A 16,352-nucleotide genomic window follows, 5' to 3' on the forward strand; every position below is an offset into this window, starting at 1 on the left:
CATCATTGTCGATATAGGGTAAAATGTCCGATAAATTCCCGGTCATCATTTTCACCTTGCAGCTTAATGATATACCAGTAGTCACCAGTAGGGAGCTCGCTGTTATTATAAATACCAGCCCATCCGGGATCGCCATATCCCATACGATAGAGCTCTCTACCATAACGATCAAAAATGATCATTAGTACATTTGGAAAGGCCTCCAAATTGTCTGGAATCCATGTGTCATTAAGATTGTCTCCATCTGGTGTAAAGAAGTTAGGAATCTCAATATCAATGAACTCCATAAAAATTTCCATGGTTACCGAACAACCGTTCTGATCTATAACAGTTACTGGATAGGTGTCGGTTCTATTTATTATGAATGTATTGTCTGTTCCATTATCCACATCTCCAAAGAAGAATGTATAATCCTGTAGGCCACCAGTTGCAGTTGCAGTGATTTCATTTATGTTGCTATTCTCCAATAACAAGGTCAATGGTTCAAATGCCTCTATGGTAAAGTCCAAGGTATTTACACAACCGTTTGAGTGAGCTATAGTCAAGTAATGGTCTCCTGGAGGGATGTTCGTAAAATCAGATGTCAACTGCATATCCAGAGGGTCTGTGGAATCCAAAGCATATAGAACATCTCCGCTCACAGAAGGATCAACAAACACAACATCCAAACGGTTATCAGGAATTATACCATCGCATGAATACATTGGTGTTACTGTTGCTTCCAGATTTACTCCAGGATTGATTTCCACAAATACATTGGTCTCACAACCTTGAGAATCTCGAACAAAAACAACGTTTGTTCCTGCAGACAAGTTCTGGAACAAGATTTGGTCTTGAACAAAATCTGCATCTGCATTGGAATTCAAACTGGTAAAGTATGGAGCAGTTCCTCCGGTAATGTTCAATTCAAAAGAACCATCGGCACTCTCAAAACATACCTCATGCATTACGTTTATAGCGTCTGCCGCAATAGGTGCTGGCTGATCTATTATGAACTGGAAGGTTTCGAAACAACCATTTCTATCTTGAGCGATAACATCATAAACGCCAGGCGCCAAGTCTGTAAATGTGTTTACTGTATCAAATTGGTTCAAGTTGGGGGTAATGGCATAAAAGATTTCGCCCGTTCCGCCAGAAACTTCAACTGTAATTGTACCATCCTCAAGACCTGCACAAGTTACATTTGTAAACTCTTGCCTGTCTATTTGTAAAGGAGCTGGGTCGTCTATTTGAATAAGACCACTGGTCACTTGACAATCCATGCTCGTTACGTGTACGTAGTACGTACCAGCTAATAGTCCGTTAAACTCCCCATCGGTTTGTGGTCCGGCCACTGAACTGGTCAATCCAGGGTCGGAGAACAACTCGTAAGAGTAGTTACCCAATCCGCCAATTGCATTGGCTATTATGGTTGCTGAGGCTTCACCGGTACAGTTGATGAAAGCGGCACTATCGTCTATCAGAACATCCAAAGGTGTAATTGGGTCTACGGCAATTTGATTGGAAATCGTAGACCTACAACCAAAATTGTCCATCACATAGTATTGATAAGGTGTAGTGCTATCTGGAACATTAAATGTTTGAGTGTCTCCTCCAGCGCCTGTCATCGGGAAGAAGTTCACATTGTCCGTACTGAACTGGTAAGGACCGGTACCTCCTGAAGCCGTTAACAGAAGTTCTGCGTCAGTTGTACAGGTAAGTTGTGATACCTGAATCAAGTTGGCCATTACCTCAACTGGCTCAGAAATGGTTACTTGGATGGTTTCTACGTCACAACTCCAGCCGTCAGAAACAGTGATACTATATATTCCCGCACCAAGATTGTTGAAATCTGCACTGGATTGAAGGCCCGATGTAAACGCAATGGTTGTTCCTGTTGGATCATAGATGTTCAACTGATATTGATATACACCTCTACCATTGATTACGTTTATGGCGGATACAGTTGCGTTGGTATCTCCATAACAAGCCAAAGTGGTAGGTGTGGCAGTAATGTCCGCGGTGATTGGGATTGGTTGGGTCAACTGTATTGGTCGATTAATGACACAACCATTATCATCCGTAATTTCAACATCAAAAGTTCCTTCTGATAAGCCATCGAACACCATGCTTGAAACATCCGTAGCTGTATAGATTTGACCTGTTGTGGTATTGGTCAAGACAATGTCGTAAGGGGCATATCCTCCTGTTGGGGAAACCTCTATTTCACCTTGATCATTGGTACAGGTAACATTGGCCACTTCCAATGGAGTAGCATCCAATAACATATCTGGAGATGCAATGGTAAACACATTGGAGTCCTCTGAACACGATGGACTAGCCGTTTGTACAACTCTGATAAAGAAGTTTCCACCTGGCAGGTTAGGTATGGGTGTTGGGTTCGTGGCTGTATTGCCGGAGCCTGTAATTCCCGTTGTAGTACCATTCGCATGGAAAACTTCAAAATTAAAAGTGCCTGAATATCCTGTAATGTTTATTTCTGCGGCACCATTGGTATCGCCAAAACAGGTTACCGGTGTCGTAGGTGTGGCCACCACACTTATTAAATCAAATGGTAGGATTTCATAAGGTGCCGTATCAAAATAACATCCAGTATTGGTATCGGTCACCCTGAATGTGTATGTTCCAGGAGTGGTCAAGTTGAAAGTAGCTTCAACATTTGATGGATTACCTGTTAAGGTTCCCAACGGATTACCCATTGGCAATAACTGATAGTCATAAGTATTACCGGGATTTCCATTATCAACAACAGTTATCAACACTTGCTCAGGACCCGCACAGGTAATAGGTGTAACCCTAGAAACCGTAGCAGTGAATACATTGATAGGGTCAATGGTAACGGTATCTGTTTCCAAACAAGCGTTGGCATCGGTAACGAAAACTGTAATGTTCTGAACGGCGCCTGTGTCTACGACTTCAAAAGTGTTTGATGTCTGGAAATTCACATTGTCTATACTATACAGGTAAGGACCGGTTCCATCTGTTGCGGTAACTGTAATGGTAACTGTATTTGCAGTGTTGGATGGACCACACACAAAGGTATTTGCCGATGCACTTACACTTAAGGCATTTGGCTCAGTAACAGTTTGATCAAAAAAGGCATCACAAGATCTTCCGGAAATTACCCTTACTCGATAATCTCCAGCTGGTAGATTATCAAATACATTACTGGTTTGGGCAAACCTGAAGGGAGTGATCAAATTTGCCATTTCGTACAGTTCATAGGTATATACTGGATTAACGGTAGTAGCTGGGTCCAGCTCCACGGTCAATGAACCATCCGACCCTCCATTACAGTTTACAGGATCTTCGATCACATTGGTAATAATAGGGGTTACCCTATCATCCAAATCCAAGGTAATTGTTTTTATACATGTATGTCCAGTAGCATTGTCGGTAATGGTAAACGTGTATGTGCCGGGCATTGTCAAATCTGTGAAAACACCAGTATTATTGGTTGGTAATGGTGTTGATAGGTCAGGGAAGGTTACAGCATAGGTAAAGTTGCCGGAACCACCTGTTTGACTTACGGTTACATGACCTCCGGGGTCAAGGGTACAGTCTATAGGTTTATCCAAAGTGACATCCGGTACAATTTCATCAAACAACTCTACAGAGTTTGTCGTATGCGTACATGAGAATTGATCTGCGATTTCAACCACATAAACCCCAGCACCTAAACCGGTAAATACCGGGCTGGTCTGTGGTGAACCAATCAAGGTTCCATTTCTTCTTAATTGGAATGTATAGTTTGCATTTTGTCCACCTGTAGTACCCACAACTTCAATTTCGCCTTCAATATTGGTACAGTTCGGCGTGTTGATTTGTAAGGTTGCAGTAATTGGGTCAGGGTCAACTAAAATCACATCGGACAATTGATGTTCACAATCAAATTGATCCTTTACCCACACTTGATATGTGGTTCCTGGTGTTGCTCCACCAGCGAGATTTTGGAATAACGGTGAGGCAACATAATCACCTGGACCGGTTGGGGCACTGGTGCCAACAAAGTAGGTGTATCCACCCCATCCACCAGCAACATTGATGATTTCAATACTACCGTCGTTAAGGGCACAGGTCACCTCGGAAACTTGGGTATTGGCAGAAATACCAACATTGGGTCCTGCAATATTAAAAGACTGAGAATATGTACATGCAGAACCAGGAGGATTGTCATCCACCACTTCTATAAAGTAGGTTCCTGCGGCCAATCCTGTTACTGTAAATGCTCCATCAGCATCCGAACCAGTTGAGGTTACATCGTCCGCTAAGTTGGTAGGAGTATTGTTTACATCGTAATACAAAGTATAGCTTGTGGCACTTGCATAGGTGACATTTGAAGCATCCTGAAGGTCAAGGCTTACTTGACCATTTGTATCTCCAAAACAGGTAATATCGGTTGTGCTTACAACATCCAAATGAAGCACTTCAGGAGTCAATACCTCATGTGTGGCAGTAATGATACAGTTGGTTACTGTATTCTGTATTTCAAAATTGTGAAAACCAATATTCAATCCAGTAAAACTGCCGGAAGCCTGGAAGGAACCTCCCGGTAACAGTCTAAACTGATAGTTTCCAGGATGCGTTGTAGAGTTCGTAAACGTTCCGTTTGCAGTTATAGTAATATTTTCTCCAGCAACGCATGTAGCTGCATTGTCCACAGCGATGCTCGAAGAAACGAGAATATCCAATGGTTGAATGGTTACCGTATCAGTTTCGGCACAGTTGTTTGCATCAGTTACAAAAACGGTAATGTTCTGAACAGCTCCTGTATCAGCAATATTGAAGGTATTTGAGCTTTGGAAATTTACATTGTCAATACTGTACAAATAAGGCCCTGTTCCATTTGTGGCGGTTACCGTAATTGTTGACAAATCTGCGTTGTTTCCAGTTGCACAAGTAAATGGTGTTGCAACTGCGGAAACTGACAATTGGGAAGGCTGGGTGATTACCTGCGTTTGCGTTGTTGTACATCCGGTAGCCTGAGCAGTTACTTGGATGGTATAGGTAATACCTGCACCAACAGCACCTTCTAGGCCAGTAAATGTAGCAGAAGCAGAAGTATTACTGGAAGGGGCAATTGGGAATGTAGCGGAACTACCAGGTCCAGAAATGATTTCAAAATCATAAGGACCATTCCCCGTATCCACGGCATTTACTGTAATAGAACCGTCATCACTTCCGAAACAAGTAACATCAGTTGCGGCAACTATGTTGAAAGACGGGGTTACAATAGGAGGAACTGTAATATTGAACACCCTTGTACATTCTGGAGTTGTGGTATTGTTGTCGAAGATGGTTATGGTGTAATCTTCAGGCGTTGAAGTATTGAAAACAAAAGGATTACTTGGCAAATTGGTTCGGCTTACCACGGTTCCTGTACCATCTGTAATTTCATAATCATAACTTGTGGAACCAGAGGTTACGTCAATCGTAATCTGTGCATCAGGAGTACTTGGAGCCACAGAACAGTCTAAAAGTTTGGTAAGCTGGACATCCGCTTGTAGTAAAGGATGAACCGTTACGGTACTAACTGCTGAACATCCATTGCTATCACGAATAGCAAGATTGTATGTTCCGGCTGCCACGTTGTTGAAAACACCACCATTATTTACAAAAGTTGTTCCCCCATCGATGGAGTAAAGAATCTGCGGGGCCGTACTGGTAGCATTGATGGTTACCGTAGCAGGGTTGGAGCAATTGTCTACAACAATACTATCTATAGTTGGGTCTGGAGTTAAGGTTAACGAAACAAAACCAAGTTCGTTGGAACAACTATATTGATCTTGAACAGCTACTCTGTAGCTTCCAGCTGCAGAGTTTGCGGGGACTTCAATAGGGTTATCTGTAGTCGTTGTAATGAGCACATCATCAGCTAGATTTGCAGGCGTGTTATTGATATCATGGTATAGCGTATAGGTGTATATTCCACCACCTCCATTTGGATTTTGGATTTGAATCAATCCAGGTGAATCACAGCTAATATTTTGAAGAACTGTTGGTGTTCCCGTAATTTGATCAAGCTCCAACAAGATGACATTTTCACTTCCTACCATACAGTTGTTAGGAGCTGCTCCTTGAATCTCAACAAAATAAGTTCCTGCGGCAAGTCCAGCCAAAGGAGCTACCGGCACGGCAAATGAATCGCCAGAAGTAAATCCAACTTCAGTTCCAGAATTAATGGAAACGGTCGGGTTGGAAAGTTCGTATAGGTTCCATGTAAATGTTCCTCCCAAATCACCTGGAGTGTCTTCTGTAACAGTATACGTAATCTGTCCATTATTGGAACCAAAACAACTCGGTGTTACATCTGCTGTTATTTCAACAGGCGGAGGCGCCACATCATTTACATTCACCGTACTTTGTCGTACACAAGGACTTGAATCCCTTACATAGAAAACATAAGTTCTTCCAGGGACCAGACCCGTGAACACATGGTTTCCTGGAGTAGGAGCGGTCCAAGTGGCCGTAGCTTCGTTAAAATTGGCTGGGTCATCAGAGTAGGTATACTCATAATTTGGAGATCCTTGGGTTCCCTGCACGGTAACTTGAAGATCGTTACAATCCACAACAATTGCCGAAATGGTAATATTCAAGTCATCAAGAGGATATGGTATAAGATATTCCGGCAAATCAACCTGACATAAGGTGTTGTTGGAAGCATCCACGGTACGTATGGAAGGATAAACAACCGTACCAGAAGCATAAATTGTTCCGGTTACCGGATCCATTCCAGTAAAGGTATCACTAGATTGCCAGTTCAATCCACCATCTGCACTGAACTCAAGTGTTCCAGAAAGGGTTAGTGGATAATTATCGAATTCAAATCCTGTCAAATTAATATCTGGATCACAACCCGGAGGCAATATTGGCAGAATATCGGCAGTCAGCTCATCTGGATTGTTTATAGTTACTGGAGTATCAGTAATCGTACAACCCGTAGCATCGGTAATATTAATAGTATAATTACCGGGCATGAGGTTAAAATAGGTTCTTGTAGTAACCAAAACATTGGTGTCTGTTTGATTCCCTGCTCCTGCATTATCCAAATCAACAATATCAATGGTAAAAGGTGCCAAGCCGGAAGTGATATCTACTTCAATTGAACCTGTTCCATCATGACACTGAGGGTCTGTTGGGGTGTTTACTACGGTTAAAGGAGTTGCTGGGTTTACCGTGACGGTTTCCACAAAATCACAATATGCATTACTGGCAGAGGTATCTCGTACATATACATCATAATCACCATCGTTTCCTGCTGTAACGACAAACGTGTTTGAAGTTGTAAATGACCCAGAAGGACTATTTCCTGTAGGAACAAATGCGTATTCAAGATTGGTCAAGGCGGCCGGCGCAGTAACGGTGATACTTCCATTGGCACAAGTGCTTATATCAACAACATCAATGGTCGGCGCATCGTAGATGGTAACATTTTCAAGTGTTCCTAAACATCCCAAACCATCTCTTACATTGATGGTGTAGTTACCACTTACTAAATTATTGAAAGTAAAAGTAGTCGCACTAGCAGGTGTTGGGGCTGTCCAAGGACCTCCATTTAAACTGAATTCATACGTGCCATTTCCAGCGGTCACGTCAATTTGAATGGATCCATCATTGTTACCGCCATAGCAGGCTGTAAAATCATACGTGATTGGAGTGGTTGGGGCAACATTTATGCTGGCATCAATAGGATCTTCGCAACCATTGGCGTCCCTAGCCCTTACGATATAGTCTCCAGCCGGAACACTTGTAAAACTGTTGGATGCTTGATACGGTCTAACTACTGTGATAGTTGGCAGCGTAGAGGCATCTTCTAGTCTATATTCGAACCCTGGTGTTCCACCCGATGTAATACTTGCCGTAATGGTTGCACCGCCATTGGTACATGTAAGTATATCAGTTACAGAAGCATCGGTAACAAGAGCATCGGGCTGACTTATAGTTTGACTTAAAGTCACCGTACATGAATTGTCAAGCACATCCCGGACCTCAATGTTATATGTTCCAGCAACTATGTTGTCTCCAGTAGTTGCGTTGGAAATAACAACAGGGCTTGTCGTGGAAACAGTAAATGGCCCAGAGCTACCCAAACGGTATTCGAATCCGTTTATAGGGTCAAAGTTTTCGACCTCAAAGGTTATGGAACCATCATTTCCTCCATTACAGCTTACATCTGAAAATGCAGTTAGCGCTGCATCAAAAGCGTTGCCATCTTCTATTACAATAGGAATATCAACACTGCCTTCACACACTTCAGGAATTTGAAAGGCTTCAATATCATCAATAGCGATATCGTTACCGCCAGTGACCGCTGAGTTAGTGCGTATTACAATATCCAAGTTAGTATTTGCCCCAGGATTTAATGTCACGGAATAATTTTGCCAGTCATCTGCATCATTATTCTTTGGGACATTCCCTGTGGTTGTGCTTGCAATGACTGTTCCACCGCCATCCACCAACTGAATGTTGATGTCTGGATCTGCACCTCCAGTTCCAACACGAAGTAGGTTGAATGCCCAAAGCGAAATGGTTATATCTCGATTTGGAATTACTTCAATATTTCGTTTAGCATAAATAATTCCATTAGGACCAACTACACCCCCAACGTTCATTGCTAGGAACCTTCCATTAGGAAGTGCAGAATGATCATTCGGGCTACGCCATGAACCATAAGGATTTACAATGAGTTGGGTAACAGAGTATTCCCCATCTTGAATGCGGTTATTTATTGCCCAACCACAGGAATTTACCGAACCATCTTGTGGTTCATAACAATATGCAGGATCAACCTCGGGAATACTTGTATTTGGGCCGGTTCCAAAGTTCTCCAAAAGGAGAACACTTGGCGAGGGTGGTGTCGCGTTGATGTAGTTTACTGTAATGGTGTGACTGCCTACAGGAACATTATTAAAAATGTTGGAAGTATTCGGCGTATTGTCCACACCATTGATTTCATATGTATAGTTGTACCCGGGATTGTCTGGAGTAACAGTAACGATACCCTCCCCATCACACTCGTAATCGATACTTGTAGTGACTCCAGGAGGTGTTGGTTCTGGTTCGATGGTAACCGTCATTGGGAAAGTACAATTGTTAGCATCTCGAACATAAACAGTGTGGGTTCCGGGCAATAGAAAGCCTATGGCACTAGCACCGTAATTGGTTCCACCATCAAAACTATATTCGTAGGGTGCCGTACCCCCTAATACGTTGGTAATTCGAACCTCTGCGCCTAAACCAGGATTACACTCCGCAAGTTGGGTAACTGCAGCTGATGCGGAAAGTGTCAAAGGTTCGGTAATAGTGTAAATTTGGGTAATGTCACAATTATTGGCGTCTCTTACACGGATGTTATAACTACCAGCTAATTGATTGACGAAGGTATTGGAGCTTTGATAAGTTGTTCCGTTGTCAATACTATACTCATATGGGGCTTCACCACCGGAAGCTGTAATAGTAATATTGGCTTGGGCCTCCCCACTACATTGTATGCCAGTATCTGCTACTGAAATGGCTACTGGGGCGTCTTGTACAACATTCAAATCGAACGAAGCCTCGCAAAACCCGGATGCACCTCCGTTATCTCGCACATATACATCATAATCTCCAGCACCTGTAACGCTTATGGGGTTGGTAGTAGAAAAATCACCGGCAACTGGGGTCACACCATTGCCAACAATGGCAAAAACATAATTCCCATCTCCACCAGCTGGCGTAATATCTACATTGGTTGAAGTGCCGCAAGCGGTTATGTTTGGAGCTGAAGCAACAACGGTTAATTCTGGATTAATAGTTATGGTTTCGGTATCGGTACAATTATTTCCATCACGAACTTCGATGGTGTATGTACCTGAGGTCAGTCCGGTAAAAACATTGTTGGTTCCAAAAACCCCACCGTTCAGGCTGTATTGATAGTTCCCATCTCCGCCCGAGGTAATATTGGCCGTTAATGTCAATCCAACAGCATCGTCATAACAAAAATCATTGGGAACAATGGCAAGTACTGGGGCAACTGCGGCATTTAGGGTAAAATCGGTTGTCACCACACAGCCATTGGCGTCGGTAACAGAAGCTGTATAAAGCCCTGTTTGGGTCAGGTTATTGAAAACACCGGTACTGTTGGTTCCAAAAGGGGTAGCGTCAGGATTGGTAAGGGTAAAACTATTTCCTCCCCATCCTCCGGTTGAGGTAAGGGTAACACTTCCCGTTGTGGTACAAGTGGGTTGGACTTCGGAAGCGCTCAAAGTTAAAGCCGCCGAAGGGGCATTTATGGTCACGCTCGCTGTGGCAGTACAATTGGTTAAATTATCTGTTACTGTAATATCGTATGTTCCATCATCTAAGTTGGATAAGGAAATGGTTCCATTGGTTTCGTTGTTTCCATTGAAATTGGACGGTCCTGTAATGGAATAGTTGAAATCCGTATTGAAGTCCGAGACCGTAAAAGTTAATTCACCATCAGTGCTGGTCAAACAACTAATGTTGCTAACCAATTGACCTGTAACACTGATTTGCGATACAGGGTTTATGGTAAAGGATTCATCATAGACACATCCTCTGCCATCCGTGACCCTAAAGGTATATGTGTCTGGAGCAAGACCATCAAAATCTGCGCTATTTCCTGTTATGGATGTAGCAGCTGTAGGGGTTGGCGCAATAATCTCAAAAACGAAAGGAGCATCTCCATTCACGGAGGTTACTGTGACATCAGAGGTTAAAGTGGGGCAATTGGGCGTAGTAGCGCTAAAGGTCAAATCCGTTGGCGGGTTTAATGGATCCAACGTTATCGCGTTTGTGACAAATGTACAGTTATTGGCATCCCTAACTGTGATGGTGTAGGTTCCCGCTGTTAGGTTTGAGAATCGTTCTACACCCACTCCATTGAGGAAATTGATTCCGTCTATGCTGTATTCATATGGAGCAGTTCCTCCAGTAACATTTTGAGCTTCAATAATACCATTTTGCAAACAAGTAAAATCTTGTATTAAAACGGCATTTGCTGAGATTCCTGCAGCGGGTTCGGTAATGGTAAAATTGTCTATTTCATCACAGCTAACGCCTCCTTGGGTTTGGGTAACCGTAACGGTATAATCCCCTGCGGGAAGATTGGTGAAGGAACCAGAGGTATTCGTTGTTGGCGCTCCAACTGTTGGTGTCAAGGTGAAATCCAGGGTATACCCGTTGGTGTTTGTCACATTATAAGTGATGGACCCATCATTGCCTCCAAAGCATGAAACTTCTGTTTGGGATGTTGTGTATACTATAGCAGGAGCCACAACAACGGTGGCTACATTTGAAATGAAAGTACAATTGTTCCCGTCAACAACGATGAATTCATAGTCTCCCTCTTCTCCATTTGTGAATGTGAAGTCGTTTGGAACTTGGAATTCACTGGCTGGTATGTCACTTACCGAGGTATATAGGTCAACCCCGTTGTAGCTCCAAATGGCATAGACATAATCAGGATTAGGAAAACCACCCGATCCGGTAACTGTGATGATACCGTCCGTACAATCTATGTTTTTGGTGGTAACTGCAGTTACATCCAAATCGGTAACATCGTTTATAGTTACTTGCTCAGTATAGCTACAACCATCATCGGTGGTAACTAAAACATCGTAAACACCATCATTAAGGTTCTCGAAGGTGTAGTTGTTATCTGTTGAGGGTCCAAAAGTATCTACACTAACCCCACCTTGTGAGATTTCATAATAGTACTGGGGCTCAACATTTAGAACAGAAATCCCAATCTCACCCAACCCGTTACAATCTGTATCTCGAGTAGTGATATCGACTTGGAAATCCCTTTCCAAAATACCAATGTTGTCAAGAACAAAAATACACCCATCAACAACACCTTGTTGGCGCATTTCTACAGTGTAAGCTCCATTGCTTGCAATATCAAAACTTGGGCTAGTCTGGTATCCCTGTACAACATTTCCCGTGGCCTGATCAATCAAACGGTACTCATAGTCCAATGGCATATTGGTTACAGTAATGTTACCATTGGTGTTACAAATGATATCCCTTGTGTTTACTTGAGGATCTAGGGGGTTCTTGAAAATATTAAAGTAAAACCTACTAAAACATCCATTTTGGTAATTGATAACCAAACGATATTGACCAGCATCTGAAGCAGTGAAATTGCTTCCTGTTTCTACGACGTTCCATGTACAACTGTTATTTGTGTTGGCACATCCTGGAGTTGCGGCAGAACAACTGGATTCATCCAAAAGCTCCCATTCAATACTATCTGCATCTGGAATGTTTACTTGAACCAGTTCAGTGTCATTTAATCCGCAAAGGAAGATTTCGGGCAATTCGCTACCATCATTTGGGCATATTACGATTTCACCTTCTACAGTATTGGAAGTATCGTTTATCAAAGTTGTAATCGGATTGGTCTGGGTAGCCCCCACTCGCTCAACAACAATGATTTCAGCAAAGTCCTTACATGGGTCAGCAACTTGCTTATCCACAATATAAGTACCGATATCCGTGACGGTCAATGTGCTTGGGTCTCCATCTGGGTCTCCATCGTTCAATACTGTATCCCCTGCATCAATAGTGTTGTTCCCGTTTTCATCCCTGTACCAAATATAGGCGTCGAAATTGTCGCCGGCGTCAAGAGTGACAGAGTTTCCACAGAGTTCTACAGTCCTACTAAAGTTACAAGCATTTAGGTCATCCAATAGGAAGTTAGTTGCTCCAGGAGTAGTAAATCCACAGTCGTCAAAATCTGAAACACTAGGGTCATCACTAATTTGGTTGTCATTAATTACGCCTTCATAAGTGGAAAAGGCCTGGTTTTGAATAACATCTGTACAGGCGTCCACAAAATCAAAACAGTTCTGGGCTACTTGCACACGCATCCTAATGGATGAAATAGGATCACCTTCTTCTACCAGATTATCAGGAATGGTGAAAGTGATTTCACGATTAGGCTCATCGTACACATAGGTAACTCCAGTAGGAAGGGTCAATGATGCTTCATCTAGAGTAACATTGGTGGGCAATACATCTCTGATTACATAATTTGTCGCATCATCATTTCCAGTATTGACAAAGGAGAGAACATAGTCCAAAACCTGTCCAAGATTCACCCCTAATCCGGTGATATCATTTCCACCAATATCTTCAACTCGTTTTTCAAGTACAATGTTGGGCTCTATGATTTCTACCCCAAAGGTTACCAAAAATGCCCCAAAAGCGTCACCTTGTGTGAACAGTCTTAGAGTTGCATCGGTTTCGGTATTGGCAATTATACTGTTTGCTGGGTTGTTGATTTCAAATATATCAGAATCATAACCCAAAGTATTGGTGGCGGTTATATTTCTTGTAGTAACATCTACACCATCAATGGTAATATTGGAGTTAAAGAAGTTGTTTGCTGGGTTACCTGCATTGGAAAGGCTTGTGAACCCTGGATTTAAAGGTGTTTGAATACGGAAGGCATCTCCAGAAATACTACGGTCTCCTTCTACCACACTGGCACCCAAGCGCGCACGGACAGGTCCAACAGGGATGGTGTTGAAACCAGAAACATTAATATCAGCACTTGAGCTTCCACTTACTCCAGCATATCCATCAAAAACGGAAATGTACTTTCCGGTTAATGTAGGGTTTTCATAGATTATGACTAGCGTCCATCCACCAGCACCACCAACACTTCGCCCTCTTGTTGCTCTTACGTTTCCCACAAAGTATTCTCCAGCAGGGTCGGCTAGACCTTGAAGAATATTGGTTACATTTTTAAAGCATGTATAGGGGGAGTCTTTAAAATTGACATTATCATAAATTATAGCGTCTTCCTCTCCAACAGGGTCCGGATTATTGTCGGCCTGAAGATCCATGTAGGTTGTACTCCCTGGAACCCTAAATTTTATTTGAGTAAAATCTAAGCGCTGAGTGTCGTTAGCCGGAAGTGTTGGAATTTGTGAGTTGTTCAACACTTCTTGCTGATAGTTTGCAGACCAATAAAGTCCTGCCCAATAGATGCGCGAACAAAACGGAAGGGTCAATGTTGAACTACTGGAGCTAAATGTAGTTGGATCGGAGTCTATATCGATATAATCCCTATGGAATCCGTTGTTGTTGGCAGTCCCATTGTAAGGGTCATTTGCCGTGTTGCTTCCGTCTACGCGATTTATAATACTGTTTGAAAGAAAAGTGTAGTCTCCCTTAATGTTGATAAATGAATTATCCAATCTAGGCGTGAAAGGCACTTCGACCTGCGCGCTAGTTTTTAGACCTAATAATCCAATGCCAAAAAGGCAGATAAGGGTTTTTAGTATGTGATTGGACATCTTAACTTGTATAGTTTGGTTTTACCCGCATGATCCACATATCGTCGTCATACGAAGCGTTCAGTTTGGTATAGTATGAGGTTAATGCATTTGTCCAGGTGTCGTGTTTTTTCAGGTACACATAGCGGAAATTGTCCTCGGGATTAGTGAAGTATTTTGCGTCGAGCCCCCTGGACTGGAGCTCTTTTACAAATGTTCTGGCATCTTGGGACGTGGCAAATACGCTGGCTATTATGTAATAGCCTTGTCCATGTCCATCGATGTCAAAGGTTTTATAGGTGGCTGAGCCGCCGTTGTTTTGACGGGAATTCTTGATTTGGTTGGAATTCCTTGTTTGCATCGCAACGGGTAATGTGGAGATATCATTTTTTACTGACATCACCCACATTGGCGCCAAAAATTTGCCAGATAACTGAGTCTTGTATTGTTCTGCAACCTGCGTTTTGGATTGAGAGTGCTCCAAATAAACATACTTCAGATTGTTCTTTGGATTTTCAAAATATCTGGCATCGATTCCCAAATTATGCAGCTCATCCAAAAAGCGATTTAAATTTTCATCCTCGCGGTATACATTAGCGATGAGATAATGCCCACTTTCAACATCCGGAATGTCGAATACAGGATAGTTGTAACCGAAGGACCTCGATTTTGATCTCGTTGTATTTATGGTTCTATCTTTAGCCACATTTGATGTTCTGGCAACTGTATTGGATGAATTTCTATCTATTTTAATTACCCTATTTACTGATGAGGTATTAGAAAGCCCATGATTGGATATGGGTTGTTTTTTGGCTCTGCTCACTAAAGAAGAACTGTCTACATTTTCAAAATAGAGTTCCCTCGCTCTTTTTTCTACTTCAGGCTGATTACCCTTAGTTTCTCTTCGAACCATTTTCATAACAGATTCAAAACGGCGTTCAAGATCTTGTTTTCTATTTTGCTCTATCGAATCTTGGCGGAAGAGAAGCTCATCTAAGATTGCATCGTTTTCAGCTAGTTTTTCCCGTAGCTGGGCTATTTCCAAGTCTTTATCCGACAGAGTTAGATTTTCTTGAGGCACACTGTCATTCTGAACAACGTCATTTTCTTTTTCAAGAAGAACCCTATCTTCAGTCAGGTTTGGTGTAAATGAATATGCCAATGAAACTTCATGACTTACCCCAAAGTTTTCAAAATTATTGGTCAAACCCTTTTCAACTGTATAACCAATGGATAGGTTTTTATTTAAGTTAAATCCAAGTCCCGCAGAAGCACCATAAAAATCGTCGTAACCTGCCTGTACCCAGCCTAGTTTGGGTAAATCCATGACCAAACTTCCACCTAGGGTAATATCTTCTTCCCCTACTTTTCTCAGCCTTGCCAAGGGCATAAGTCTCCCTTGTTCCAAGATGCCCGCAGCATTTTTAAACTGATGGGTATATTGTAAGTGCCCGGAATACGTTTTTTCGTTGAAATCTGTTACCGATTCACTGTTTTTGAGGTTATAATCAAATAGGTTTTCCGCAAATCCACCAAAATCAAATTTTCCAAATGAAATATTGAAACCAGGTTGAAAGGAGATTAAGGAACTACTTTCAAGAGTATTTAAGAAAGGGTCATCATCCACTGTGTTGGCCCGGTTCTGGTTGAAGGCACTTTGATAATAGGAAAAATTGGCCCCGAATGTGAAGTTACTTTTTGGACTCAGCCTAACACCATAGGCATAGTTGGCGTGTACTCCAAAATTATTGAACAGTCCTTCTCTATTGGTAAACAAACTAAGTCCAACCCCGCTTCTATCTCCCACTCTACCACTGTAACTTAAAAAGTATACCTGGTTGTTGTCATCAAAAGAAACCGATTGGTTTCTATGAAACAAGTTGATGTAAGATTTGTCCTCCCTTACCGTTGAAAAAGTTGGATTTATCAAAAACCTATTGAACTTCAGAAGGTTTTGGGAGGGAACCTCATAACTTACAAATGGGGTTTCTTCCTGACTCCAAAGGCCAGAAAAGCAAAGCAAAGCAAGCGCGGTTAGTACTATGTGTTTGTTGGGGTTCATTCTTG

Annotated in this window: 2 protein-coding genes; both read right to left on the reverse strand. The window is 42.3% G+C overall.

All coding sequences use genetic code 11. The features are described 5' to 3' along the window. Positions 1–2 precede the first annotated feature (2 nt). On the reverse strand, positions 3–14,306 hold the full coding sequence (locus tag CLV81_RS04430; RefSeq protein ID WP_106143836.1) for a T9SS type B sorting domain-containing protein: 14,304 nt from the start codon (positions 14,304–14,306) through the stop codon (positions 3–5). 1 nt (position 14,307) lies between these two features. Beyond that, positions 14,308–16,347, reverse strand: coding sequence for a PorP/SprF family type IX secretion system membrane protein (locus tag CLV81_RS04435; protein ID WP_106143837.1), 2,040 nt, complete (start codon positions 16,345–16,347; stop codon positions 14,308–14,310). Between the last annotated feature and the right edge of the window lie 5 nt (positions 16,348–16,352).

This window comes from Flagellimonas meridianipacifica (assembly GCF_003001695.1).
Lineage (GTDB): Bacteria > Bacteroidota > Bacteroidia > Flavobacteriales > Flavobacteriaceae > Flagellimonas > Flagellimonas meridianipacifica.

Excerpts from the sequence above, each read along its gene's own strand:
- CLV81_RS04430 (WP_106143836.1), bottom strand. The coding sequence starts at position 14,306 with ATGTCCAATCACATACTAAAAACCCTTATCTGCCTTTTTGGCATTGGA.
- CLV81_RS04435 (WP_106143837.1), bottom strand. The coding sequence starts at position 16,347 with ATGAACCCCAACAAACACATAGTACTAACCGCGCTTGCTTTGCTTTGC.